This is a genomic window from Sphingobium sp. MI1205, assembly GCF_001563285.1.
In the GTDB taxonomy this organism is placed as follows: Bacteria; Pseudomonadota; Alphaproteobacteria; order Sphingomonadales; family Sphingomonadaceae; genus Sphingobium.
In genome coordinates, this window is the sequence record NZ_CP005188.1 from 2008426 (window position 1) to 2033581 (window position 25156).

At 59.6% G+C, this 25156-nt stretch carries 20 protein-coding genes and 3 pseudogenes; 15 read left to right on the forward strand and 8 right to left on the reverse strand.

Going from position 1 to position 25156, the window contains the following annotated elements; all coding sequences use genetic code 11:
• Nucleotides 1–61 precede the first annotated feature (61 nt).
• Nucleotides 62–832, forward strand: coding sequence for a TetR/AcrR family transcriptional regulator (locus K663_RS09665; RefSeq protein WP_062116690.1), 771 nt, complete (start codon nucleotides 62–64; stop codon nucleotides 830–832).
• 315 nt (nucleotides 833–1147) lie between these two features.
• Here K663_RS09665 and K663_RS09670 read toward each other — a convergent pair whose 3' ends face one another.
• Nucleotides 1148–1546, reverse strand: a complete 399-nt coding sequence (locus K663_RS09670; RefSeq protein WP_062116692.1) for a hypothetical protein — start codon at nucleotides 1544–1546, stop codon at nucleotides 1148–1150.
• Between the two features lie 84 nt (nucleotides 1547–1630).
• Here K663_RS09670 and K663_RS23285 point away from each other — a divergent pair.
• Both K663_RS23285 and K663_RS09685 read left to right on the forward strand, forming a co-directional pair.
• Nucleotides 1631–2397: pseudogene (locus K663_RS23285) on the forward strand (IS5 family transposase).
• A 157-nt stretch (nucleotides 2398–2554) separates the two neighbouring features.
• Nucleotides 2555–2779 carry a transposase gene (locus K663_RS09685; protein ID WP_062116699.1) on the forward strand — a complete coding sequence of 75 codons (225 nt, stop codon included), beginning with the start codon at nucleotides 2555–2557 and terminating at the stop codon, nucleotides 2777–2779.
• 121 nt (nucleotides 2780–2900) lie between these two features.
• Here K663_RS09685 and K663_RS09690 read toward each other — a convergent pair whose 3' ends face one another.
• Both K663_RS09690 and K663_RS09695 read right to left on the reverse strand, forming a co-directional pair.
• Complete coding sequence (locus K663_RS09690; RefSeq protein ID WP_083535867.1) at nucleotides 2901–4334, reverse strand: tyrosine-type recombinase/integrase; 1434 nt, start codon at nucleotides 4332–4334, stop codon at nucleotides 2901–2903.
• A 121-nt stretch (nucleotides 4335–4455) separates the two neighbouring features.
• The gene (locus tag K663_RS09695; RefSeq protein ID WP_062116702.1) at nucleotides 4456–4809 is read right to left on the reverse strand and encodes a hypothetical protein; all 354 of its coding nucleotides are present in this window, start codon (nucleotides 4807–4809) and stop codon (nucleotides 4456–4458) included.
• An 18-nt stretch (nucleotides 4810–4827) separates the two neighbouring features.
• On the opposite strand from K663_RS09695, the pseudogene K663_RS23865 reads away from it, so the two are divergent.
• Nucleotides 4828–5308, forward strand: a pseudogene (locus K663_RS23865) (transposase); the annotation flags it as partial.
• 418 nt (nucleotides 5309–5726) lie between these two features.
• Here K663_RS23865 and K663_RS23295 read toward each other — a convergent pair.
• Complete coding sequence (locus K663_RS23295) at nucleotides 5727–6143, reverse strand: hypothetical protein (RefSeq protein WP_235589416.1); 417 nt, start codon at nucleotides 6141–6143, stop codon at nucleotides 5727–5729.
• A gap of 331 nt (nucleotides 6144–6474) precedes the next feature.
• Between K663_RS23295 and K663_RS09705 the strand changes: the two genes are divergently transcribed.
• The 8 genes and pseudogenes from K663_RS09705 to K663_RS23870 all read left to right on the forward strand — a co-directional run.
• Nucleotides 6475–7035, forward strand: a complete 561-nt coding sequence (locus K663_RS09705) for a hypothetical protein (RefSeq protein WP_235589417.1) — start codon at nucleotides 6475–6477, stop codon at nucleotides 7033–7035.
• 157 nt (nucleotides 7036–7192) lie between these two features.
• Nucleotides 7193–7990, forward strand: coding sequence for a hypothetical protein (locus K663_RS09710; RefSeq protein ID WP_062116705.1), 798 nt, complete (start codon nucleotides 7193–7195; stop codon nucleotides 7988–7990).
• A gap of 89 nt (nucleotides 7991–8079) precedes the next feature.
• Complete coding sequence (locus K663_RS09715; protein WP_062116708.1) at nucleotides 8080–8925, forward strand: fimbria/pilus periplasmic chaperone; 846 nt, start codon at nucleotides 8080–8082, stop codon at nucleotides 8923–8925.
• Nucleotides 8926–9158: 233 nt separating this feature from the next.
• Nucleotides 9159–11588 (forward strand): fimbria/pilus outer membrane usher protein, encoded by a 2430-nt coding sequence (locus tag K663_RS09720; protein WP_235589418.1) that lies wholly within the window; start codon nucleotides 9159–9161, stop codon nucleotides 11586–11588.
• Entirely contained in the window at nucleotides 11585–12478 is an 894-nt protein-coding gene (locus K663_RS09725) for a hypothetical protein (RefSeq protein ID WP_145902260.1), read from the forward strand. The genes K663_RS09720 and K663_RS09725 overlap by 4 nt, the downstream gene beginning before the upstream one ends.
• Before the next feature lie 204 nt (nucleotides 12479–12682).
• Entirely contained in the window at nucleotides 12683–13405 is a 723-nt protein-coding gene (locus K663_RS09730) for a helix-turn-helix domain-containing protein (protein ID WP_062116714.1), read from the forward strand.
• Nucleotides 13406–13826: 421 nt separating this feature from the next.
• The gene (locus K663_RS24885) at nucleotides 13827–14060 is read left to right on the forward strand and encodes a hypothetical protein (protein ID WP_235589419.1); all 234 of its coding nucleotides are present in this window, start codon (nucleotides 13827–13829) and stop codon (nucleotides 14058–14060) included.
• Nucleotides 14061–14108: 48 nt separating this feature from the next.
• A pseudogene (locus K663_RS23870) lies at nucleotides 14109–14416 on the forward strand (IS5/IS1182 family transposase); the annotation flags it as partial.
• A gap of 396 nt (nucleotides 14417–14812) precedes the next feature.
• On the opposite strand, the gene K663_RS09735 reads toward K663_RS23870, so the two are convergent.
• On the reverse strand, nucleotides 14813–16171 hold the full coding sequence (locus K663_RS09735; RefSeq protein WP_062116723.1) for a tetratricopeptide repeat protein: 1359 nt from the start codon (nucleotides 16169–16171) through the stop codon (nucleotides 14813–14815).
• A 263-nt stretch (nucleotides 16172–16434) separates the two neighbouring features.
• Here K663_RS09735 and K663_RS09740 point away from each other — a divergent pair, with 263 nt between their 5' ends.
• A complete protein-coding gene (locus tag K663_RS09740; protein WP_062116727.1) occupies nucleotides 16435–17064 on the forward strand; it encodes a TetR/AcrR family transcriptional regulator in 630 nt (209 codons plus the stop codon).
• Nucleotides 17065–17288: 224 nt separating this feature from the next.
• On the opposite strand, the gene K663_RS09745 is transcribed toward K663_RS09740, so the two are convergent.
• Nucleotides 17289–18209, reverse strand: coding sequence for a LysR family transcriptional regulator (locus tag K663_RS09745; RefSeq protein ID WP_062116730.1), 921 nt, complete (start codon nucleotides 18207–18209; stop codon nucleotides 17289–17291).
• Nucleotides 18210–18305: 96 nt separating this feature from the next.
• Between K663_RS09745 and ilvD the strand changes: the two genes are divergently transcribed.
• On the forward strand, nucleotides 18306–20156 hold the full coding sequence (ilvD, locus tag K663_RS09750; RefSeq protein WP_062116733.1) for a dihydroxy-acid dehydratase: 1851 nt from the start codon (nucleotides 18306–18308) through the stop codon (nucleotides 20154–20156).
• Between the two features lie 125 nt (nucleotides 20157–20281).
• Here the strand turns inward: ilvD and K663_RS09755 are convergent, their stop codons facing one another.
• Nucleotides 20282–21571 carry a tyrosine-type recombinase/integrase gene (locus K663_RS09755; protein ID WP_235589420.1) on the reverse strand — a complete coding sequence of 430 codons (1290 nt, stop codon included), beginning with the start codon at nucleotides 21569–21571 and terminating at the stop codon, nucleotides 20282–20284.
• 217 nt (nucleotides 21572–21788) lie between these two features.
• Between K663_RS09755 and K663_RS25250 the strand changes: the two genes are divergently transcribed.
• Nucleotides 21789–22127, forward strand: coding sequence for a KUP/HAK/KT family potassium transporter (locus tag K663_RS25250; protein WP_443019004.1), 339 nt, complete (start codon nucleotides 21789–21791; stop codon nucleotides 22125–22127).
• Nucleotides 22128–22137: 10 nt separating this feature from the next.
• Here K663_RS25250 and K663_RS09760 read toward each other — a convergent pair whose 3' ends face one another.
• Nucleotides 22138–25035, reverse strand: coding sequence for a M16 family metallopeptidase (locus tag K663_RS09760; protein WP_062116735.1), 2898 nt, complete (start codon nucleotides 25033–25035; stop codon nucleotides 22138–22140).
• Nucleotides 25036–25156: the final 121 nt, after the last annotated feature.

The following is a 25156-nucleotide window of genomic DNA, read 5'->3' on the forward strand; positions in this document are numbered from 1 at the left end:
GCTAAGCAATCGGGGTGAAAAAAAACTTCGTTCGCTGGGGGCGATCCGTTAAGGTGCCTTCATGGAAACGCTAGCAAAGTCGAATGCGGATTCGCGGCGGAAGACAGGCACGTCACTTTCCCCCGCCAAGCGCAAGAGCCGCGCCTCGCTTGCAGCTACTGCGAGGTGGGGCAAGTCAGCCGGCCAAAGGGCGGATGGCCACGAATATCAGGAATTGGAGCCCTCGGAGGCGGTTCTGCGAGCGGCAACTAAGGCTTTCGCGGTCTCCGAGGCGCATGAAGTTACAATGCGTGAAATCTCAGATGCTGCGGGCGTCAGCCTGCAAACGGTTTACCGCTATTTCCCCAATAAGAGGTCATTGATCTCATCCTGTAAAGATCATATCGTCAAGAGTTATGTTGACTATCTTGATCATCTTATCGACCTAAATGATGAGCCGGAGACCAAGTTATTTTCTATTGCACTAGGTCTCAATTTCGTACTAATATATCCGGACAAGATGCGGCTTACATATCTTCGGATATTGGAAATGCCCGCGGCGATGCTCGATAGCTCGGTCGGTCCGATTGTGGCGCCTTACTACAAGCGTTGTTTTGCGCTGGCGCGAAAGATGTGCTTTCCGAATGCCGAGAGCCGCTTAATAACTCTTATTTCTGCCATAAATGGAATGTCTCAGCTCGTTTCGCTTCGGGAGTCCATTCCCGAATTGAATGACTTTGTATCCTCCCTTGAGGGGATGTCTGTTGACACGATGGGGATCGCCTTCCCGGGCGTTGACTGGGCTTCGGTCTACGCCAGGACGAAATTCGAGCCGTATTTAGAGGAAGTTTGAACGGCCGCCCTTGGTCGTTCAGGCGCTAGATTGGATCTACGCCGCGATACAGGCAGTTGCTCTTGCGACCGTTCTGCGGCGCAGAGAAAGACGGGATGTGCTTTCGATGTCGTGCACGAGCGCGGCGAGCGTCCCTCGGATCATAAGCCGCATTGGGGATCAGCTTGGATAGCCAGGTCTCGATGCGTTATGGACCCGCTTAATCATCCGCTTTGCCAAGGTCATCTCCGCTTGCCGGCCGGCGGTTGATGCTTCTACGATGGTGACGGCGTACTTCACACCGATTAGGTCGTGAACCCATAAGCGCCGCCGGCACTATTTTAACGCGCGGACGCTTGTAAGCTTCTCGATGAGGACGGTTCTGGTTGCGTCACCAAGGTAGCGTTTCTCGTGGGGGTTGAGGCTTACGCGCCCGACCAGCACCACTTTGAACGTTCCCCATGGTCGCTCAGGCTTTTTCCACCGCGCTGCCTTGCGGGCCGCTGCGTCCAATTGCTCGCATATGCCTCGGACACACTTGATGGATGCGCCATCGCCATCCTGCAGCAGTTTTCCCGTGGCGTCCTGGCATTGCTCGAACCGACTGTTCTCAAAGTTGGTGAACCAGGTGCAGGTAAGAGCGCGTTGCGCTCCGAAGGCTTCGCCGTCGAAGGTAAGGTTCTGTTGTCCGGCGAGGGCCGTGGACGTCAGAGCAAGGACAGCGAATTGCCACATATGAGCACAATACCCTCCCGCTCGCTGTCTGCAATCGTGTCAGCGGACCTTTCGCGATGCGCTGAGTTCTGATTCAGCGTGGGTATGAGCCGATACGATCTGAACGACTTCGAGTGGCGCGTGATCGAGCCGCTGCTGCCCAATAAGCCTCGGGGCGTGCCGCGCGTTGACGACCGGCGCGTGCTGAACGGAATCTTCTGGGTGTTGCGGTCGGGGGCGCCGTGGCGCGACCTGCCCGAGCGCTACGGCCCGCGCACCACGTGCTACAACCGCTTCGCGCGATGGCGTAAGGCGGGCGTGTGGGATCGACTGATGGACGCCATCACCGCCGCCCATCATGGTGACATCCAGATGATCGACAGCACCTCCGTTCGCGCCCACCAGCAGGCTGCGACGGCAAAAAGGGGGGTGCAGATCACTGTCTCGGTCGATCACGCGGCGGGCTCACGACCAAGATCCACGTCGTCGTCGACGCGCAAGGGCTCCCGATCCGGCTCGGACTGACAGCTGGGCAGACGCACGATGGCCAGATCGCCGACACATTGCTCGACCACCTGGGCCCGCGCACCATCGTATTGGCCGACAAGGCCTACGACGCCGACCGCATCCGCGAGCTGATCCAGGACCGGGGCGCCACGCCCAACATCCCGCCCAAGAGCAACCGCAAGTGGAAGCCGTGTTTCAGCAAGCGCCTCTACCGAGAGCGCAATCTCATCGAGCGGTTCTTCTCGAAGCTGAAGCACTTCCGTCGGGTCGCCACCCGCTACGACAAGCTGGCCGCCAACTTCCTCGCAATGGTCCAACTCGCCTCAATGCGGCTGTGGCTACGTGCTTATGAGTCTACGGCCTAGATAGTTGACGGCGTCGAGACTGCGCCTTGCCGTCGTGCGCTGAAGTGTACCGCGGCGGTTCAGATCGCGATGGTGACAAGCTGCCGCTCGAAGGCTCGCGCCAGCGCTACCCTTCGTCGCTCGCGTTTTCGCAGATGGCGGCTGCGCCGGACGCCTCGTGAGCTGGGTCTCCAATAAGACCCATATCACGCCCGAGATCATCCCGCGCGGCGCTCAAGGCTTCGAGGTCCTGCCGCCGCGGTGGGTCGTGGAGCGAACCTTCACGTGGATCTTCAAGAACCGGAGCCTTGTCCGCGACCACGAGCAGCTCACCGCCATCGCCGAGACCCTCATCTCATCATCATTTGCCGCTTTTGCCACCCTGCTACGCCGCTGGGCATGAGCACGCAGCCTTCTCCGACGCGCTCCTAGAGATCATCGATGCGGACGGTGAGTTTGAAGTCCTGCCAACCGCCCTCGACAGGGCCGACATCCGGCCGCTGCGACTCGCAATCGTCTCCACATCACTGTCGTACCGGCGCACCGAAATCAGGCCCGCCTCCATTGAGCGGAAAAGGCACGACACGCCCATTGACTCGAGCCGGCAGACGTTCCTCCTTTTCGGTACGTGGTGTATCTGAGTGAGGCGCCAGGAACCGCGTCAACGCCGCCTTCCGCGAGCTTCGATCGAGCGCGTAATGAGTGTGGGACAGCACCGCCCCGTCGAGTAGCGCCTGAATGTAGCCGGACACTGTGTCAGCAGCCATCACGAGCGCTGCATCGAGCGTATGCACATAACGGCTCGTGATCGACCCCGAGGCATGGCCGAGCAGCGCCGCAATGGTGATCTCGGTGAAGCCAAGATCGTTGGCGATGCTGGCGAAGCTGTGACGCAGCACATGGGCCGTGAGGTCCGCCAGTTCCGTGTCGGCGAAGATCTTCTCCCAATGCCGGGGGAAGCTGCCGAACGGTCCGTCCGGGTTCCTTCCGCCGGGAAAAACAAAGGGGCCGTCGCCTTTCATGTCCCGCTCGTCAAAATACTCGACAATGGGCAGGCCCATAGGACGAACGGATTGGCCTTCCTTCGAGTCCTCGAACCGGAAGGCGCTCCCAACCGTGTCAATCTCCGCCTTCTTTGCCTCGATGATCTCCCCGCGTCGGCAGCCGGACATGGCGATCAGCCGGATTATATCGACCGTGCGCGTATAGCGTTCGTCCTCGGCGGCTTTGGCGAGGATGCGGCCGAGGCTTCGATATTCCTCCTCGTTCAACCGACGCTTCCGCACAGCGTCTTTCGGCTTACGGACACCATGCGCCGGATTGGCCTCAATGATGCCCAGCTCATCTCGCGCATAGGTGAAGATGCCACCAAGCAGCCCGACGGTGCGACTCGCGGCCCCGAGTCCGCCCCGGACAATCGACTTGCCGCGCAGCTTCTTCGTCTTCTCGCTGACGCGCGTCTTGCCGGCCATGATGTCCTTCATCATCACCGTCACGTCCACCTTGGTGACATGGGTAACACGCTTCTGGCCGAGCAGAGGAATGATGTGCCGGGTGATCCGGCCAAGATCGGTGATCTTGGTGCTCGCCTTCTTCGGCCGCCCGCCCTTGCCGAGAATTCGGCCGGTTTCCAGCTCCGCGATATACAGCTCGCAAAGCTCTTTCACCGAGATCGCTTTGCGGGCGCTGTTCCGATCTTCGAGCGGATCGTTGCCCTTGGCGACGTCGGCGAGCGCTTGGATCGCGAACGTCCGCGCCTGTTCGGCCGTGACCGCGCCATGCCGGCCTAGCTTCATCCGGCGCCGCACATTGTTCGCGTTACGGTAATCGACAAAGTAGGTGCGCGTGCCCGAGGGCAGCACGAACACGCCGAAGCCCTTCAGATCGCTGCACCAGACGGTATATTGCCGGTCTCTCGGCTCAGTCTTGTCGATGATGGTTTTCGTCAGCTTTGGCATACGCACCTCGCTAGAGCGGGTCCAGAAAACTCACCAAAAACTCACCAGCAGATCGAAAACTGTGGGGTGTTTTTGCGTAGCCTGGAATACCCTCCTTGTCAAGAAATCACTGCATAAACAGCTACTTATAGTGCCCTAGCGTTGGCTTGAAAAGCTTGGCGTAGCGTTGTAGTTCTAGCTCCGAAGGCAAAGGCCAGTGGTTCGAATCCACTTGGGTGCACCATTCTCGAACAAAAGAGAGAACTGCGGGCGTGGTTTTGGCCACGCCCGCTGCCGCACTCCGGGCCAGTACGGCTTTCGAGCCGGAGATGCGGATTTCCCGTTCATCGACGCGCGCCTCGCTGAGTAACAGCCGTGCATAGGCCTGCCGCAGATCGGGCTGGCCATGATGCAGCTTATCCCGCAGGAGCAGAGCTAGCTTCTCAATCCTCGCTGGCGTGATCACAGGTTCGGCTATGGCGAGGCGACGAGTCATGTCGGATATTTGCTCGACTATCTGGTCGCCATCATGGACTGGGCAAGCCGCAAGGTGCTGGCTTGGCAGTTATCGAACACGATGGATGCAGCCTTTTGCATTAAGGCACTGGAGGACGCGCTGGCCCGTTTCGGCAAGCCCGAGATATTCAACACCGACCAAGGCAGTCAGTTCACCAGCAACGCGTTGGCCTGACGGCCGACTACGTCCCACCGGCGTTCTGTGCGCGGCAGAGATCAAGATCAGCATGGATGGTCGGGGACGGTGGATGGACAATGTCTTCATCGAACGGCTCTGGCGGTCTGTGAAGTACGAATGCGTCTATCTGCACGCCTTCGAGACCGGATCTGAACTGCGTGCCGGTCTTGGCCGATGGTTCGCCTATTATGATCAGCATCGTCCTCATTCCCGCCTTGCGGGGAAAACCCCGGGCGAGGCATATGGGCAAATCGGCGGATCAAATCGCGGCATGAGAACAACCAGGATGAGCTTAACTTAGCCGCAAACCCGTCCAAGAAGACGAGACCACCTCAATCGCCATAGTTAGGCGGTATCAACGAATTCGAGCATGATAGAAAGGCGGGTTCTGGCACGTTAGCGCCGCCCTGGACCGATGTCTAGATCTGGTTGGCTGGTTCGTGAGTAGGAAGTAAGTATGGCGAAAAGCCCTATCATCCACATCGCCCCCCAAGCAACGGTCCGGAGATGACAAATCGGACGCCGTTCTCATCCGTCTGGAAGACGATCAATGAAGTCGGGCATCGCAGCGGGACATTCGATGCGTTAGACCGCCGAAAAGCTTACGTCATGGCCTTTTCCGCGAAATTGCGTACATGCACATCAACGAGGTGGAGCTCGCTGAAAGCGATCGTTATAAAGTCTTCGCGCCGAGCTTATCTTGCAATCGGCTCAACCCTTCACATCGCTTCAATTGCGAAATCGAGGCGATCGGTATCGAATCCGGCGGCGCCAGGGATTGCGCGCAAATCCCGCTCTCTTAATGCGGGCCCTTGCGAGACACTGACTGTAGCTGTTCCCGATCCGTCGAGAACAATTTGGTCATCACCCACCGTAACCACCGCGCCACGCATGGAGCCGGGCGAATAGGTCAGGTTGACCCTGTAACCTCTCGCGGCGTTGCAATATTCCTGGAGAGACCCGAGGCGATATTCATTCGCGCCCAAAAGCGACAATCCTGGATTATGCTTTAAGCTGCATTGGAGCGGGACTGTCAGTGAGACGAGATAGCCGTTTCTCGCCACTATTGCCGCCGGGGCGGCGACTGAACCAGTCACAAGCAAAAGCGCCACAGAAGCGCGGAAAACACTCAGCATAGAAGCACCATCCTCTATAGATGACACCGAAGTACTGAGATTAACCTGACGCAACGTATCCAGATAGGGTTAATATCCTCAGGCCATAACTAGCCTGATATCGATATTTTCTGAAAATCCAGCGTGACGGAGTTGAACCAGACGAAATCCGATTTTTGTTAACCTTAAGTCAAACCCCATAGATTGCCGCCCTGGGACGGCAGAATTAAGTTTGGTCCTGATTTGAGACATGATTATAAAGTTTTCGTTTAGAATCCCCTCGACAGAATAACCAAAGCTATATATCCGACGCCCTCGTTAAGTATTTGTAAAGATATAGATGGGGGTTCAAATGGGGGGTGGCTTTCAGGCCATGCGGGCGTGCGCGCTTTCGGCATGCTTCATCTTCGCCGCGCCATTTGGCGACGCCCACGCGGCGGACGCCAGCCGGGCCTCCGACAATCGCAGCGTCGAACTCAATGTTCACGGCCGGATCATGGAACAGTGCGCGATCGGCAACGCCGGGGACATGAATTTCGGCGACATCACGCGCCCCGACTTGAAGGCCAGCGCACGCGTATCTTTCAGCTGCAACGTCCCCTTCCGGGTTGACGTACGATCCGCCCACGGCGGCCTTACCAATGACAGCTTTCCCAACGGGCAAGGCCCCTATGCAGGCCGCCTGCCCTATAGCCTGGGCTTTCAGATCCCGGTGCTCAAGCCCTCAGCTTCCCTCGTCGCCCAGACGTTCAGCAGCAGTGAACTGATGGGCGGGCGCAGCTTCAACAGCGCGGGCGGCATCGCCGTGGATGGAATGGCCCTCACTGTAGCGCTCGGTCGTCCGTCGGGCGAAGCTGGACTTCTCGCAGGAAATTATTCTGAAACGATTATTATTTCCGTTTCTCCTTCATAATTAATACAATATATAATGGTTAATGGCGTTGTCATTAATATGATAACCTAAATATATATCAAAAATAACTGTTGGTCGCATCATTAATGAAAGATTTATTTCTTTCATATCATTACATGTCCGGAATTTTTACCGGCATATTTATTGGAGATAGAGAATGAATAAGGCTGTTATCAAGAGCGCTTTCGCTGTTGCCCTGCTCGCCGGTTCGTCGATGGCTCTTGCCGGTCCGAGCGACAAGGTTGTTTACGGCAACACGCTGAACCTTGGCATCTTCGGCACCATCAATGCGAACATCGGAATCTCCACCAACAACGTTGGTGGCGAGCTCCTTGCAGGCCTTGCCGATGGTGTTCGCAATGGCCTCCCCGTCAACGCGAGGGGCGCTCGTTACGAACAGAGCAGCGACGTGAACGGTAACACTGAAGCTGCAACCGCAACCCAGACCGCCAAGTTCACCCTGTCAGGCACTGTCGACAAGGACTGCTCATTCTACAGTGGTGGCCAGCAGACGCAGGCGATCAACCTGGGCACCATCGGCGTGCGCACCGGCAACAACGACAATGTGACGATCGCGTTCAACCAGAACGGTGCGATCAACGCCAACGTCAACACCTCGACGGCCGGCTGCAATACGCAGAACCAGATCACCATCACCAAGGGCAATGGCGCAAGCGGCCTGCTGAACGCTGCCGCGATCGCTTATGACACCAACCAGTTCACCAACAAGATCCCGTACAGCGTCAAGGCGACCTGGCAGGGCGTCGCGCTGGGCGCGCCGACCACCGGCACCCAGCAGACGCTGACGGCCACGACCGACGACTCGTTCAAGGCGGTGCAGGTTGGCGCATGGCGTTCGGCCTTTAACCTGGACGTCAACGCGCCGGTTCAGCCGCTCGGCCTGATCGCCGGCACCTACAGCGACACGATCACTGTCGAGCTGAAGGCTCTCTAATCATTTAACGCGATTTAAAGGAGGGGGGAGCCATGACTTCCTCCTCTTTTTCCATATGTCATGGGATATAGTCCCTGGGGGGATGTTCAATGCTCGCCTTTCTGCTTCGCGCGCTACGGCCAGCCGCGAAACCTGTTCTTGCATTGTCCGCTATTGGCGCGCTGAGCTGCGCCGTTTCGCCCGCCAACGCCATGCGTGTGTCGCCCATGGTTGCAGAGATGACGACGAGCGGCACCAATGCCGTCGCGCGCATCCAGGTGCAGAACCTCAACCAGGGCCAGCTATCTTTCGAAACGCGGATTTCCCGCATCGAATTTCAGGATGATGGCACGATCAAGGAATTTCCCGCCGATGAGGATTTCCTGGTCTTCCCGCCGCAGGGCCAACTCGGGGCTTCGGCCCGGCAAGTCATCCGCCTGCAATGGGTCGGGCCAGCCGACATGCCTGCTTCCCGCGGCTATTATCTTTCCGTCAATCAGCTGCCGATCCAGATGAGCGCGCAGGACGCTGGCACGCCGGGCGCCAACGTGCAGGTGGTCTATCATATGAAGGCGCTGATCACCGTCGCCCCGCCCAAGGCGGAGCCCAAGGTCGAGTCTGTTTCCATCAAGCCGATCATGGTCGAGGCGAAGGCGCCGCCGCCGATCGACGGTCAAGCCGCCCCCGCCCCCGCCCAAAAGCCAGCTTCCGTACCGGGTCTGGAGATCGTCCTGCGCAACAGCGGCAATCGCTATGCGATGATGGCCGGCGTGCGATGGGTGCTTGAAGGGAAGGACAAAGCGGGCAAGCCGCTGAAGCTGACCGTCATGCCCGACGAGATCAACCGCGAGATCGGTGTGGGCTATCTGCCGCCGCTTGGTGGCACTCGCACATTCAAACTGCCGACTGCTGCGGAATTCGGATCGGCCCCGATCAAGATCAGCTTCGTCAACTAATGCGTCGCTCCCGCTCTGGCAGTGTCCAGCGGTTGCTGTGGCGCCTGAGTGCTTCGAGTGCACTTGTCGTTGTGCTGCCCGCGTGGGCCCAGGTGAGCGTACCCCTGCCCGGTCGCAACGGCGAACCGCGCCTGCCGAGCGCGCCCGCTACCTTGCCTGCGCAACAACCCGCGACGTCTGGCGGAACCAGCGTGCCGCTGCCTGGCAGCTCATCTGAAACAGCGCCGTCGCCCGTGCCCATCGGCCCCCATGGGCGCCCGGACATCAATCCTTATGACCGCGACATTGCGCTGACGGCGCCGCTGACCTATCGCGACAAGCCGCTGGGCGAAGTGCCCGTCCTACTGACTCGCGACGATCGTTTCCTGATCGATACCGCTCCGTTCCTGGACCTTATCGACACACTGCTGAACGACAAGGCAAAGGCGGACATCAAGGCCGCGCTGCAAGGTCATGAGCAGTTTGAAAATGAAGACCTGAAAGCCACTGGCGTCTCACTGCAATTTGACCCCGGTTCGCTGTCGGTCGTGGTTTTGAAGATCGATTCAGCCCATCGAGCGACCATGCCGCTGTTCGACACGCCGCGCCCCGATGATGAGAAGCCCGATGTGAAACCCGCCGGTGTTTCAGCCTATCTGAACATCGACGCTGTCGAAAGCCGGGTATGGGGCAACGTCGCCAATAGCGGATTTCGCCGCCCGTCCATTTTCATGACAGGCGCCGCACGCATGGCCGGCGTGGTGCTGGAAGCCGACGTCCAGTGGGCGGAAACATCGGGTCTTTCAGGTGGCACCGGATATCGTTTCGATCGCAACTATGCCCGCTTTGTCTACGACGAACCGGAGGATTTTCGCCGCTGGTATCTGGGCGACCTGACCCCGGAAATCCGCGGTCAGCAGGGCTATGTCCAGATGGGCGGCCTTGGCGTTTCGCGACAGCGGCAAAGGTTCGACCAGTTCCGGTCCGCGATCCTGCAAGGCAATCGTCAGTTGCTGTTGCAGCGGGACGCGACGGTCGATGTCTATCGTAACGGCACATTGCTAAAACAGTTCAACCTTCAGGCGGGCTCTTATGACCTGAGCTCGCTTCCGCTTCTATCGGGCAGCAACGACCTCCAAATTCAGGTCCGCGATACGAGCGGGCTGGTTCAGGACATCGCCTACCGATCCTATCTCGATCCGATCGATCTTCAGCCCGGGGACTATGAATATAGCGGCTATATCGGCCGGACCAGCAACCGGTTCGGGCGAACGCCGACCTATAGCGGCCCCCTCGCCTTCTCGGGCTTTTATCGCAAGGCATTTGTCGGCAAGCCTGCGGTGGGGATCGGTCTTCAGGCCAGCAAGCGCACGCAGGTTCTGACCGGCCAGACCCAATTCATCCTTCCCGGCGGATCGCGGCTCCAGTTCGACATGGGGGTCAGCCACACCAAGGCCTTTGGCGTCGGTTATGCGCCCGGCGTCACATATGAGCGCATTTTCGACCGAGGAGGCCTGATCGACTCCTTCACGCTTCATGCTGGCTATATGTCGCGGCGTTTCGGCAGCCTGGGCAATGACCAACCGGACAATAGCAGCTCGATATCGGTGGACGCGCAATATACCCGTGCCATGTCGCAAAAACTGACGCTGCTCTTCAACGGGAGCTATATCCGCAATCGCGGCTCCTTTGGCGATAATTACCGGCTCAATACGCTTGCATCATACCGGATGAACCGCAAATGGAGCGTTCGTGGAGGCGTGAACTATACCCATTATGGCAGCGGCTTCGGGAGCGCCAACGGTATGGGATTCAACGTCTCGCTCGTGTTCGAGCCGTCCTATCGCGATCGCGCGGAAATCTCCTACGACAAGCTGGCGTCCACAACTACGGCCAGCTACTCGCACTTGTCCGACGGCACCATCGGCAGCATCGGCTATGGGGCGCTTGCTACGCGCAGTGATGGGCAGGCAAACGGTCAGGCTTATATCGATTATATCGACAGCAAGTTCGACGCTTCGCTGATACATTCTGCCTATGGCCGGAACTTCGGCAACATCGCAGATCAGCAGGTTACATCATTGCGAGTAGGCACAGCACTCGCCTTTGCTGACGGTTCCTTCGGAGTCGGACGTCGTATAGGCGACAGCTTCGCAATTCTCACTCCGCACAAGAGCCTTAAAGGCCACGACGTCGTCGCGGGTCAATCCATCGCCGAAAACGCCTATCTGACCCGCAGCGGACCGTTGGGCGGCGCCGTGAACAGCTATCTCAGCTCTTACGTCACTCAGTCCGTGCAATATGACGTCGAAAATCCGCCTCCTGGCTATGACGTCGGTTCGGGCGTCTTCCGCGTGCGCCCCCCTTATCGCGGCGGCTATGCGATGGAAGTCGGAACGGATGCCTTCGCAAGCGCCATGGGCACAATGCTTTACGCCGACGGCAAACCTGTGTCGCTCATGGGCGGAAAGGTCGTGCCGGTTGATCGCAATAATGGTGAACCGCTTCCGTTTTTCACCAACTCGGTCGGCCGTTTCGCAATCCAGAATCTTCGGCCCGGGGCTTCCTACCGGATCACTCTGGTGAATTCGACGTCCAGCCTGTTCTTCACAGTGCCAAAGGATACCAAAGGCCTGGTCGATTTGAAGACCGTCACGGTCACGGATGAGGGAGTGAACAAATGACCAAGGCCGTCTTGACTACATTGTTGCTGGGGTCTGCACTCACCACCCCAGCTTTGGCAAAGCCCGACGACACCTGCCGACTGCGCATAGACGCGACGCAGGGGCAATGGATCATCAACGGTTATGACGCCTTTTCCAACAGTCCCGCCACAGCCAGCTTTGATCTTACCTTCATAAACTCCGGCGAAGGGGCATGCCGCTTCCTGCCTATTTTCCAGACAGATGGCAGCCCATTTGGTCTTTCCTCCGGTAATGGCGATTCATTGCCATATAGCCTGTTCGATCTTTATGGCGGCTATGATGCGACGCCGGTCGGGGGACGAACATTACGCACGGCCAACCATCGCCGCGTGGAAATCGCACCTCGCGCACAGCAGATCGTCCGCTATACGCTTACAGTCGGCGGCTCCCCGACTGCCGATGGACTGTTCAAACAGCGCCTCGCCATCATCGCCGAGGATGATAACGGCTCATCGCTCGCCGAGCGGTCCGTGAACGTGGGCATTCACATCCTTCCTTCGGCGACCTTGGGACTGGCCGGCGCCTTCCAGCGCCACAATGGACAGGCAGATATCGATCTGGGCGAACTCCAGACCGGCATTGCGGCAGTCCCGTTGGCTCTCTATGTGCAGAGCACCCGTGGCTATTCTCTGGCTTTCAAGTCACTTAACGCAGGTAATCTCAGACTCGCGGGTCAGGAATGGACTATACCCTATCGGTTGATCGTTGACGGTAAATTGCTCGATTTGAGCGCCGAGAGCATCTATTCCAAACGGGCGAGCAGCATGCGGCGGGACAGTTTGCCAATGGCGTTTCAAATTGGCGACGTCACCAATAAGCGAGCAGGAACCTATTCCGATCTTGTCACAGTTACCGTGTCCGTGGACTAGATTTTTCTCCATCGCATGAGCGGCGAGTGGCGTGCGCACATGTGGTCGCCTGCCGCGAGATCGCACCGGCCGCCGAGATGCTGATCGCATCGCGTGATAGGGGCGCTTCGCCGCATGACGGCTCCAAGCCCCTAGCAAACTGGTGAAAAGGACAGCCTGATGGGCTAGCCCTGCGTCATCTGCTGGGTGTAGGTGAAAACGGCGATGTCGATAAGCGCAATCCTTGAACCATCTGACGACTCCCAGAACAAGCGCGGCACATCTCGACTACGCATCCGCGTGCAGACGGCGGGGGAACTTGAGCAAGGTCAGCAGGCCGATGTCACGATCCACAATATTTCAGCTTCCGGCATCCTTATAGAGACTCGATCCGTGTTGGCGGTTGGGCAAATTATCAGAATAGAGCTACCCGAGAGCGATCCCGTTTTCTCAACCGTTGTCTGGGAAAGCTCGCCGATTTTTGGATGTCGATTTCATAATCGCCTGTCCCAAGCCGTGCTTAGCGCCGTGCAATTACGCAATCCCTTGCCGCCAGAATTCGATCCGGTCTGTTCGCCCCGAGTTCCCTCAGATGAGGAACCCTTGGCAGCCCGAATTTTGCGCCTTCGTCATGCTAGAGGGCTCAGCCGAACCGAGTTGGCGGCGGTAACCGGCCTCAGCAAGCCAAGCATTTGGTCGTGGGAGACCGGAAAATCTAAACCAAGGCATAGCAATATAGTTCTGCTGGCAAATGCCCTAGAGGTTTCTGTAAAGGACTTACTGAAAAAAGATATAATCCAACGCATACAGCCTATGGTCGAAGATGATGACCATCCTACCGATTTCCATCGACAAGACATTTCTGATATAATTGAACAGTCTAAGAATAGTATATCTGAGTTTACCGGAGTTAATAAGGAAAATATCAAGATAATAATCGAATATTAATATAATTATTTTATAATTTACAAATGTTTATGTATGTTGCGTTATATCGGTTTTCATACGAACTGGATCGGCAGGCGTTCCCTTTGTTGCGCAGATATGATTTAAGGGCACTGTCAAAGGAAGTGCACCGAATGTTTGAGAGTCAGGGGAGATCGGACGGATGCCATCGGCCCAGCGGCTCTACCAACCCGTTCTGCTATTTCAACTGATCGCCGGAGATCATCCGGCTGGCAGTGATGATCTATGTGCGGTTTTCGCTCAGCCTGCGGAATGTCGAGAACCTGCTATCTTCGAACGCGGCATCAAGATTAGTCATGAGACCACCCGCTACTGATGGAACAGCTTCGGCCTTCCCGCGATGTCCGCCGACAGCGGATCAGCCGCATGCGAGGGTCCCGGCTGGTGGGGGCACCTTGAAGAAATGTACGTCAAAGTAAATGGCGAGATGTTTTACCTATGGCGCGCTGTCGATCAGGAAGGGAAAAATCCTGGAGAGCTATGTCACGAAAACCCGCGACAAAGCTGCCGCCCTGACCTTCATGAAGAAGGCGATGAAGCGCCGGATCCCCGGAAGCGACCACCGCTGACGGGCTGCAGCTATGGTGCTGCAATGGGCGAGCTTGGCAACCGGGCATCCGATTCATCGGATCGATGACTTCCTGCCGTGGAAATGGGACGCATCGAGGCTGACCAACGATCTGGAGAAGGCGTCTGGGCTGATACCGCCGATCGATCCAAGAAGAACGAGGTGTTCCTTGCGGGTGGCATGTTCACCAGCCACGTCCACCAGAAGCGAAAGCCGCGGCGGCCGCTGCCCGAACGGATAGCCAGGGCCAATATCAGGCGTTCAAAGATCCGCGCTCAGGTCGAGCATGTGTTCGCCGGACAAAAGCACCGGATGGGACTGTCGTGCGCACCATCGGTATCGCCCGGGCCACCATCAAGATCGGAATGGCCAACCTTGCCTATAACTTCCAGCGCCTCGCCTGGCTGGGGGGCGTACTGTGCCCGCTTGATGCAGAAACCGACCCCCCCCCCCGGCGGCGGCGGCGGCATGGAAATTGCCAAGAATACGTTGCCCCATCAGGCTCACCCGGCTCTGCCGTCCGTGCCGCCGTCGCCCTACCAAAATCCGACAGTTCTTTCGAGGTGTCCAGCTTCGGGCAGACCGGCTTCAGGCGTCATCTCCATGATCATTCTCCGATGGCCAGATTGGTCGCTTGAAGAACGCATTGGAGCCTGATTAGCAGGAACGTCCCGAGGCACCTGCCGACCAATCACGAACATGGCTGGTCGGCGAGCGAACGACCGCTTCGAGCAAAGCGGCCGTTCGCCTCGCCAATTTGAGGACCAGCGTGGAGAAGAACTGTCCCTAGTCAAACCTCGCATCGAGCGAGCATATAGGACTCACGCCTCCTCCAAACGCGATTCGGCTCCACGCATCTGGTTGTTCTGGCCGGTTGCTCGGTCGCCTAATCGTTGCGCCCAAGGGCTGTGTGGCTTGTGAGCCAGTCGCTCCGCCGCGAAGGACTGACCGGCACCTGCCATGCCTGCACGCAGAGCGGCATGCAACGCGGTGAGCGACAGGATGTCGCGCTGCGCGTGGCTGCCGCCGAAGCGCTGAGCTATCCCGCGCACGCTTGCGATCGTCTCTACACATTCTGCGTAGCGGCCCGCTTCGAAGGCGACCAGGGCTTCGGCAAGCGGCAGACCAACGGTGCGACTCATGTCGCCATTGTCACCCTCTTCGCCTGCTGCTCGGCGCATCCCGCGCAGCGTCCGGTCCACATCCGCCATGCGGCCGGCGCCGAGGAAGGCCATCACCGCATGGAGATCGTTGAAGGCATAGATACCGTCCTCCGCCGCCCGCTCCCAGCAAGCGGCGAGGCTGGCGAATCGACCGCCCAGTTCGACGCCCTCGAGCTTTAGCCGCCACAGCAGTGCCGAGGCATCGATCCACTCGAGCACGATTTGCGTGTCCGGATCGGGCCGCACCTTCTCGTCGTAGAGCTTGAGGACCTGCGCGGTATCGCCAAGATCGAGATACAGCAGCGCGAGGTGCCACCAGTTGTGGTAGGCGAAACCACTCTCCGGCGCCCAGTGCCCGGCGCTATCGACAAGCCAGGGGATTCCTGCGTCCAGATCTCCACGCATTTCATTGACATGTGCTACGGCGTGAACAGACCACCCGTCGCGAGGGTCATGCTCCACAGCTTCCCGTCCGTACTGATCGGCACGCGCATAGTCGCCACATTCCTCCAGGCCGAAAGCAGCCATGCCGAGCACGTAGCTGCGGCCGTCATCCCCTGGCGCGTAAGCGCGCATCGCCTGTAGCGGCCAGTCGCGGAGTTCGTGCTGCATGCCAAGGTAGAAGCACCCGATATGGGCATATTGCAGAGCGAGAAGGTCCCTGGGCTGTTCGCGCGCCAGAAGGCCAAGGCGGGCAGTGCCTTGCCGGAAGCGTCCATCGATCCAGTCTTGCGCTGCCTCCAGATGGATGCGGTCCCGATTATTGAGCGCGGCAACCCGACCGGCGCGCACGCTGCGAACAGCTTCGCCCAGATAGGCCTTGTCGGTCTGTTGCACCAACAGTCCCGCTCGGGCGGCCCACGCCCCTCCAAAGTCGGGGTCCTCCGCAAGGGCCTCGTCAAGCAACGCGATAGGATCGCCTCGGTAAGTTCTGATCAGGTCTAGCGCCGCATCGTAATGGGCCAGCGCGGCGGATGAGTTGGTCGAGGCGGGATTTCCGTAGCGGTCTTTCAACATGACATGAGTTCCAAAGTGATAGGTAGGGGCGCTATTCCGTCCAGCACCTAATGATCGGCGCACAGATGCTGGAATGGCGTCAATCTTACCGGCAGGGGCAACCGGACGATAGAAAGCTTGTGGTACAGGCGGGCCATTCGCCATTTTCACGTTTCTAGCCAACGTGTTGCAAGAAACCCGTCGCGCGCGCAGCGGCATCACACCGCGCCGGTTGGGCGGAAACCGCACCCATGGTACAGTGCGAGCGAGGCACGGCTCGGGGAATGACAGTGAAGGTTCAGACCAAGGGCGAACAAACGCGCGAGCGCATTCTTGACGTCGCGCAGGAGTCTGTGCTGCACAAAGGGTTCGCTGGTACCTCGATCGAAGAAATCCTCTGCGATGTCGGCATCACGAAGAGCGGCTTCTTTTATCATTTTCGCGATAAGAACGACCTCGCGAAGGCGATGTTACAGCGCTACCTCGATACAGAATGGCAGATTTTCGACAGACTTTTCGCACAGGCCGACGAACTGACCGAAGACCCGCTCCACGCCTTCCTAATCTTCCTCAAGCTGTTCGCCGATATGATGGCCGACTTGCCCAATGGGCACCCCGGTTGCCTCGCGGCTTCCTATGTCTACCAGGATTATCTGTTCAGTCGTGATGTGCGCGCCATGACCACGGAAGGACACATAATCTGGCGCCGGCGTTTCCGCGAGCGATTCGACGGCATCGCGGCACGCTACACACCCCGCACCGAGATCGACCTGGATGATCTCGCCGATTTGCTTTCCGCAGTAGCGGATGGAAGCATCATCCTGTCGAAGAGCCTGTCGGATCCACAAATCCTGCCGCGTCAGATCCTGCAGTTTCGCAACTATGTTAAACTCATCTTCCTCGGGCCGGCCTGAGCAGCCGGAGCTCCATTCAACCGAGGGCTGTGATCCAATGAGAAAGAAGCTGCGCCGTTCATCCCTATTGCGCACGATAGTCTGTTCCTGCTGGAAGCGGTCATCGTATGAAACCTTCGGGAGCGAGGGCCTGGTCCCAAAGTCGGTCTATCTATGCCGGGGCAGCCGGATGAATAAAGGCCCGATTTCAGGGAACCATTTTGCGCCCTCGAATGGTCGTAATGTCAGCATATGCGGCCAACCACCGCGAATTCGGACGCGATCGCGAGGAATTGCTCCAGCGTCGCTGGAATTTGATCGCGACGCCACGTGATCCCTGTTTCGAGGCAAGGCGGGGCATCCAGCAGATCGGCGTAACATACGCCCGTACGCGCAAGATGGCGTAGCGAGGCAGGAACAATCGACATGCCGATGCCGGCCGACACTAGGCTGATGATGGTCTGCATCTGGATGGCCTCCTGCACGACGCGAGCGGGTCTGCATCGCTCGGCATAATAGCCGGTTACGAGATCGTGGAAGCCAGGCGCCACATGGCGCGGGAAGATGATGAGCGGCTGCTCGACCACTGTGGCGGCGGGGACCTTGCCGTCGACCAGCACGATCCGCCTTTCGGCAATCCACGCCTGCGGAATCGCGGCGACGAGCGGCTCGGAAACGAGGCGGCGATACGCGAGCGCGGGCGGCAGCACCCCATCCGCAGGCGGGATGATGATGCCGGCATGGCCTTTCCCGTCGACCAGTGCCGCGATCTGCACGTCGCTCGTCGCCTCGGTAAGCGCGATCTCTACGTCGGGGAAGAGCGAGGCATAGCGGCGCACCAGAGTGGGGAGGATGCTGTAGTCGGCCGTGCTGACGAAGGAGAGCTCCAGCCGGCCCGCTTCGCCGTCGCGCAGACGGCGCGCGATCTCCGGCAGGCCATTCACGCGATCGAGCGCGGCCTGTACATGCCCGAGCCATTGCTCGCCGAAGGGTGTCAGCTTCACGCTCCGCTTGGTGCGGGTGAACAGCTTGGCGCCAAGCTCACGCTCCAGCGCCTGGATCGATTGGCTGAGCGGCGGCTGCGTCATACCGAGCCGCTCGGCTGCGCGTCCGAAATGGAGCGTCTCTGCCACGGCCGCGAAATGCCTCAGCCGGCGGAAGTCCATTCATATCTCCTGCGACCTAATAGGCCTCCAATAAGATATTTCTACTCCGATTGATATCCAGTTAGGTGAAACGTGAACCCACGATCGAGACTGACCATGCCCGTTTACCGCTCCCGCACCACCACCCATGGCCGCAACATGGCCGGCGCCCGCGGCCTCTGGCGCGCCACCGGCATGAAGGACGAAGACTTCGGCAAGCCGATCATCGCGGTCGTCAACAGTTTCACCCAATTCGTGCCCGGCCATGTCCACCTGAAGGACCTTGGCCAGCTGGTCGCGCGCGAGATCGAGGCGGCGGGCGGCGTTGCCAAGGAGTTCAACACCATCGCGGTCGATGACGGAATCGCCATGGGCCACGACGGCATGCTCTATAGCCTGCCGAGCCGGGACCTTATCGCGGACAGCGTTGAATATATGGTCAACGCACACTGCGCGGACGCGATGGTCTGCATCTCCAACTGCGACAAGATCACGCCCGGCATGCTGATGGCGGCGCTGCGGATCAACATCCCGGTGATCTTCGTCTCCGGCGGTCCGATGGAGGCCGGCAAGGCGGATGTTCGCGGGCAAACGGTCGCGCTCGACCTGGTGGACGCCATGGTTGTTGCCGCCGACGAGGCATACACCGATGAGGAGGTGAAGGTGATCGAGCGGTCAGCCTGCCCGACCTGCGGCTCCTGCTCGGGCATGTTCACGGCGAACAGCATGAACTGCCTGACCGAGGCGCTCGGCCTGTCATTGCCCGGCAATGGCTCGGTGCTCGCCACCCATGCCGATCGCGAGGCGCTGTTCCGCGAAGCCGGGCATAGCATCGTCAATCTAGCCCGCCGCTGGTACGAGCAGGACGATGCGTCGGCGCTGCCTCGCTCGATCGCGAGCTTCGCTGCGTTCGAGAACGCCATGAGCCTCGACATTGCGATGGGCGGTTCGACCAACACGGTGCTGCACCTGCTCGCCGCCGCTTATGAAGGCGAAGTGCCGTTCACCATGGCGGACATCGACCGGCTGTCGCGCCGCGTGCCCTGCCTGTGCAAGGTCGCGCCGGCCAAGCAGGATGTGCATATGGAAGACGTCCACCGCGCGGGCGGCATCATGGCGATCCTGGGCCAGCTTGATCGCGCCGGCCTCATCGACACCAGCCTGCCGACCGTGCACGCGCCGACGCTGGGCGACGCGCTCGATCGTTGGGATATCAGCCGCACCACCAGCGAGAGCGTGCGGGAGTTCTACAGCGCGGCGCCCGGTGGCGTTCGCACAACGCAGGCGTTCAGCCAGAGCAATCGCTGGAAAGAACTCGACACCGATCGCACGAACGGCGTGATCCGCGATGCCGAGCACCCCTTCTCGAAGGACGGCGGCCTTGCCGTGCTCTACGGCAACCTCGCCCCTGAAGGCTGCATCGTGAAAACGGCGGGCGTCGACGAGAGCATCCTCACCTTCCATGGCACGGCGCGGGTCTATGAAAGCCAGGACGCGGCGGTCGCCGGTATCCTCGGCAATGAGGTAAAGGCGGGCGACGTGGTGGTGATCCGCTACGAAGGGCCGAAGGGCGGACCGGGCATGCAGGAGATGCTCTATCCGACGAGCTATTTGAAGTCGAAGGGTCTTGGAAAGGCCTGTGCGCTGATCACCGATGGGCGCTTCTCGGGCGGCACCTCGGGTCTGTCGATCGGCCATGTTTCGCCGGAAGCGGCCGAGGGCGGTCTGATCGCGCTGGTCGAGACGGGCGATCCGATCCTGGTGGACATTCCCGACCGCGTCATCCGCCTCGACCTCGCTGACGAGATTCTCGTCGCCCGCCGCAAAGCGATGGAAGCCAATGGTGCAGCCGCTTGGAAACCCTTTGGCCGCAAGCGCACCGTTTCACCGGCCCTAGGTGCCTACGCCGCGCTCACCACCAATGCGGCACGCGGCGCAGTGCGCGACGTCAGCCAGATCGAGCGCTAGGGTCGGCGATCACTAGTTGTAAGACTGGCCCACTATGGCGGGCGCGACTGCCAGCAGCAGTCGCGCCATTGCTCAGGCCGCCAGCCTATTGGATTCGTCGGGCGCGGGTGCATCCGGTTTGTGCGTCAGAAACCGGACCAGCGCGGCCTTCCGCGAGCTGCGATCGAGCGCATAGTGGGTATGAGACAGGACGGCTCCGTCGAGCAGCGCCTGAACGTAGTCCGACACCGTGTCGGCGGCCATGACGACGGCCGCATCGAGCATATGCACATAGCGGCTCGTGATCGAGCCCGACGCATGACCGAGCAGCGCCGCGATGTGATTTCGGTGGAGCCCAGGTCATTCGCGAAGCTGTGGCGCAGCACATGCGCGGTGAGGTCCGCCAACTCAGTCCCGGCGAAGATCTTCTCCCAATGCCTGGGGAAGCTGCCGAACGGCCCGTCTGTGTTCCTTTCACCCGGAAAGAGATATGAGTTGCGGCCAGTCATGTCACGCTCATCGAAATATTCGACGGCGGGCAAGCCCATCGGACGAACGGACCGATCTTCCTTCGTGCCCTCTAACCGAAAGGTGCTCCCAACGGTGTCGATCTCGCTCTTCCGTATCTCGATGATCTCATTGCGGCGGCAGCCGGACATGGCGATCAGCCGGATGATATCCACGGCGCGCGTGTAGTGTTCGTCCTCAATCGCTTTGGCGAGGATGCGGCCAAGCGTCCGATACTCGTCCTGGTTCAGACGACGCTTCCGCACAACGCTCTTGGGCTGGCGGACCCCGTGGGCGGGATTGATCTCGATGATGCCCAGCTCATCCCGTGCATAGCTGAAGATGCCGCCCAGCAGGCCGACCGTGCGGCTCGCGGCCGCGAGGCCACCCCGGACAATCGATTTGCCGCGCAGCTTCTTCGTCTTTTCGTTGGCGCGCGTCTTACCCGCCATGATGTCCTTCATCATCGCCGTCACGTCCGCCTTGGTGACGTGGGTTACGCGCTTTGAGCCGAGCAGCGGAATGATATGGCGGTAATCCGGCCAAGATCGGTGATCTTGCTTCTTGAAGCGGCCGCCCTTGCCGAGAATACGGCCGGCCTCCAGCTCCGCCATATACAGCTCGCACAGCTCCTTGACCGATATCGCCTTACGAGCGCTGTTCCGACCTTCGTGCGGATCATTGCCCTTGGCGACATCGGCCAGCGCTTGGATCGCCAGCGTCCGCGCCTGTTCGGTGGTGACTGTGCCGCGGCGGCCGAGCTTCATTCGACCCCGGACATTGTTGGCGTTGCGGTAATGGACGAAATAGGTTCGCGTGCCGGAGGGCAGCACGAACACGCCAAAGCCCTTCAGATCGCTGCACCAAACGGTACATTGCCGGTCGCGCGGATCGGCTTTGTCAACGACGGTCTTCGTTAGTTTTGGCATATGCACCTGCTAGAGCGGGTCCAGAAAACTCACCAGTAGAGCGAAAACGGTGGGGTGTTTTTTGCGTAGTCTGGAACACCCAAACTTTCAATAAAACTCTGTAAAAACAGATGTTTGATCTCCGGCTCCTTTCTGTGACTCACCGGGCGATCCAGTTAGGTTTTCTGTCGCGCTGCGGACGCTGCACACCAGTGATAAGGCCGTCGGGCAGATTTACATCCCGTCGGTCAACTGGGGCTTGCTGGTCATGGTGCTTGTGCTGGGCTTCGGAGAATCAACCCGGCTTGCGTCGGCCTATGGTATCTCAGTGATCGGCACGATGTTGATCACCACGCTGATGCTTGGCTTCCTGGTGTTTAAAGTCTGGTGCTGGAACCGCTGGCTGGTGTGGTCGAGCTGGGTAGCCAAATACAAATATAACACGGCAGTATGTGAGGCTATTTCGCAAACCGTCCGCTTGCCCCGCAGCAACGCACAACCTCGCCCCGTAAGCTTCTCCACCTACAACGAGCCATGCCTATGCCATTGTCAGGGCGGCGGGACCTCCGCAAATTAGGGAAGGCGCGTCAGCGTGCCACTACCCCCTCCGGCAGCACCACGGCTGACCAGCTCTTGCCCGGCTCCAGATATTTGGCGGCAAGGGTCTGGATCTGGGCAGGCGTGACGTTCAGCATATCCCTGGCCATAGTCTGCATCGCCTGCACGTAGCGAGGATCCTGCGTCGCTCCTTCCATCTGGTTCATCCAGAAGGCATTGCCCGTGCTGGCGCGCATTAGAAGCTGACGCATTGGAGCGACGGTGCGCTGCAATTCATCGTCGCTGACGGGATTTTTGGCGAGGTCCGCGGCGGTGTCTTTGACCACGCCGTAGAAATATTTGACGCGGTCGGGCCGGACCTGACTTGTAACAAGAATATAGCCACCATTCTCATATGAGAATGGCCAATTATTCTGCACGCTCGGCGAGTAGGCGGCCCCCTCAGTCGATCGCAGCTTGTCGAACAGCCGATCGTTGAAGATCTGCGTCAATATCTCCAGCTGGCGCGCCTCCTGGGTAAGCGTCAGGCCGCCAGCAGTGGGCCAGGCCATGACCGCTGCCGCCTGCTCCTTATCGCCTTTGTGCCGAAGAATGACAGGGCTGGTGACGGGAGCCGGAAAGCGCATCCGCTTGTTAGCTGCAGGGACGGGAACATCCGGGCGGGGAGACATCGCTCCAAAGGTCGCAGCAACCGCCTGGATCGCTTCTTCCGCCTTCACCTGTCCGAATATTTGTACTTCAATCGGCCCGGAGGCGAGCAGGGGTTCCCATGTCGCACGGAACGCCTGGGGTGTCAGCGCCTCCACCTCGGCCCGCGAGGGTGTGCGGAACCGGACGTCCTTGTCGCGCAACAACCAGTTTAGGTCGCGGGCCAGCACAGAGTCTGGCGAGCGCCCCATCGCGTCATAAGCGACGGCAGCGCCCGTCTTCACACGGGCGATTGGCGCGGGATCCCAGCCGGGCGCGGCGAGCTTGGCGGCGAACAGCTGAAGCTGATCCCGGTAATCGGCAGGCCGCGTCACCGCCTGCAATTCGAAGGCATTATCGTCGATCGAAAAATCGAGGCCCATGCGGCGGCCATTGGTCAGGTCATCCAGTTCCCGCTGACCCAGATCGCCGATGCCGCTTGCCACCAAGGCGTAGTTCGCGGCCCAACCAGGCGCGGGCTTGGTGGGCGAGAATGCCTGCTGACCATGCCCGAAGCGGACATTGATGCGGACCTTCTCCGTTTCCGCATCATTGGCGAACAGCGTCAGCTTCACGCCATTGGCAAAGCTTATGCTCTCCATCCCAGGCAGGCCGGTCTGGGTACGTGAAACAACCTTGCCCGGAGGCCCAAGCGTGGGCAGATCCGCCATCGTGATCGCCTTGTCAGCCAACCGGGCATCGGTTGCGGCCTTGACCGGCGCAGCGACTGCGGCGGCCAATCTCGCCTCGGTGCCTGGTGCTGACTTTCCCGTGATCAGCAATGCACGGAACACGCCTGCGGAAAAAAGGCGGCGGGTGGAATCGAGCATTTTCTGCGGCGTCATGGACGGTTTGCCCGAGCGGAATATCTCCAGAGCCGCTTGAGGGCTGACCGTGGTTTCGCGAATATCAACCGCGCTCACAAGATCGCTCGCCTGCTTAGCCCCCGCTTCGGTGTCCGCATTTTCGACCTGAATCGCCAGCGCCGTATCCAGCTGCGCATATTCGCGGTCGATTTCCGTTTGGCTGGGTGGAGTTGCCTTGGCGTCTTCAATGATGGCGCGGACATCGCCCAGCGCCTTTTCCCAATTGTCCCCCGTGGGCATAATGGTGACGAACGTACCGTCGGCTGAACGGCTGACATCCTGCTGATCAACGCTGGTCTGTAGAAAGCTGCCGCCGCGGCGTGCGGCCTGTTCCAGCCGGCGGCTGATGATCTGCAGCGCCAGCATGTCAGTCAGCTTGTCCTGATTGTAGACGATCGTGTCAGCACGCGGCTTCCACGGGCGCAGCCAAGCCATGGTCAGGCCAGTGGGAGCGCCCGGTTCTACGGTTACGCGCGTGGCGGCGGCTTTTGGATCCGGTTCCCCGAAATCGGGCAGCGGAGCCCCCTTCCCCGCCACCGACCAAGACGCGAAATTATCCTTTATGATCTGCTCGGCAACAGCTGGATCGATGTCGCCAGCAATGGAGATCACCGCATTCTCCGGCCGATACCAACGCTGGTGAAACGCCTCTATCCGCGCGGCCGTGGCGGCATTGAGCGCGGCGACCGTGCCAATGGGACTATGATTCGCGAGCGGCTGTCCAGCAAAGAAGTGGCGGCGGCTCGCGTCGGAAATACGCATTTGCGGGCCGTCGCCTTCGCGCCGTTCGGCCAGCACGACGGCCCGCTCAGCGGCGACCGCACTATCGATTATGTTGGGATTGGCCATCATGCCGGCGAGGATTTTCATGCTCTCGCCAAGGCTCGCCTGCGTCGCCTGCGGCAGATCGAGCGAATAGGTGGTGCCGGTTGGCGTGGTCTGGGCATTGCTGTCGCTGCCAAATGTTACGCCCAGCCGCTGCCATATCCGCTTTGATTCGCCGTCAGGAACATGGCGCGACCCACGAAAGGTAATGTGCTCCATGAAATGCGCGTAACCAAGCTCATCGGGCTGCTCCATCAGAGAGCCCACATCCATGCGCAAACGTATGGAAACCTGCCCTGGCGGCACACCGTTGCGGCGGACCGCATAACGCAAGCCATTGGACAGCGTACCGAACCGCCATGCCGCGTCGATCGGTACATCGCTGTTTTCGTAAAGCCAAGGGCGAACCTGCGCCCGCATATCGGTCGATGAGACGGCCGATTTGGTAGTTGTCGGTTCCGTGCGCGCCGACAGTGGGAGGGGCGATCCCGAAAGAAGCAGTGCGAGGACGGTCAGCGAAACGGCGGAGCGCCGAGGGGAAAAGCTCATAGCGCGCTAGCCTAGAGCGAAAATTCTGAATGGCTACTGACAATGCGACGGCTTGGCGGAAGCGCGGACCATCTCATGCCGACCGTCATGCCAAAACGATTAGGCATGACGGTCGGATTTA

Coding starts and splice junctions, on each gene's coding strand:
- K663_RS09665 (WP_062116690.1), top strand. CDS start 62: ATGGAAACGCTAGCAAAGTCGAATGCGGATTCGCGGCGGAAGACAGGC.
- K663_RS09670 (WP_062116692.1), bottom strand. CDS start 1,546: ATGTGGCAATTCGCTGTCCTTGCTCTGACGTCCACGGCCCTCGCCGGA.
- K663_RS09690 (WP_083535867.1), bottom strand. CDS start 4,334: ATGCCAAAGCTGACGAAAACCATCATCGACAAGACTGAGCCGAGAGAC.
- K663_RS09695 (WP_062116702.1), bottom strand. CDS start 4,809: ATGACTCGTCGCCTCGCCATAGCCGAACCTGTGATCACGCCAGCGAGG.
- K663_RS23295 (WP_235589416.1), bottom strand. CDS start 6,143: ATGCTGAGTGTTTTCCGCGCTTCTGTGGCGCTTTTGCTTGTGACTGGT.
- K663_RS09705 (WP_235589417.1), top strand. CDS start 6,475: ATGGGGGGTGGCTTTCAGGCCATGCGGGCGTGCGCGCTTTCGGCATGC.
- K663_RS09710 (WP_062116705.1), top strand. CDS start 7,193: ATGAATAAGGCTGTTATCAAGAGCGCTTTCGCTGTTGCCCTGCTCGCC.
- K663_RS09715 (WP_062116708.1), top strand. CDS start 8,080: ATGCTCGCCTTTCTGCTTCGCGCGCTACGGCCAGCCGCGAAACCTGTT.
- K663_RS09725 (WP_145902260.1), top strand. CDS start 11,585: ATGACCAAGGCCGTCTTGACTACATTGTTGCTGGGGTCTGCACTCACC.
- K663_RS09730 (WP_062116714.1), top strand. CDS start 12,683: ATGTCGATAAGCGCAATCCTTGAACCATCTGACGACTCCCAGAACAAG.
- K663_RS24885 (WP_235589419.1), top strand. CDS start 13,827: ATGTACGTCAAAGTAAATGGCGAGATGTTTTACCTATGGCGCGCTGTC.
- K663_RS09735 (WP_062116723.1), bottom strand. CDS start 16,171: ATGTTGAAAGACCGCTACGGAAATCCCGCCTCGACCAACTCATCCGCC.
- K663_RS09740 (WP_062116727.1), top strand. CDS start 16,435: ATGACAGTGAAGGTTCAGACCAAGGGCGAACAAACGCGCGAGCGCATT.
- K663_RS09745 (WP_062116730.1), bottom strand. CDS start 18,209: ATGGACTTCCGCCGGCTGAGGCATTTCGCGGCCGTGGCAGAGACGCTC.
- ilvD (WP_062116733.1), top strand. CDS start 18,306: ATGCCCGTTTACCGCTCCCGCACCACCACCCATGGCCGCAACATGGCC.
- K663_RS09755 (WP_235589420.1), bottom strand. CDS start 21,571: ATGCCAAAACTAACGAAGACCGTCGTTGACAAAGCCGATCCGCGCGAC.
- K663_RS09760 (WP_062116735.1), bottom strand. CDS start 25,035: ATGAGCTTTTCCCCTCGGCGCTCCGCCGTTTCGCTGACCGTCCTCGCA.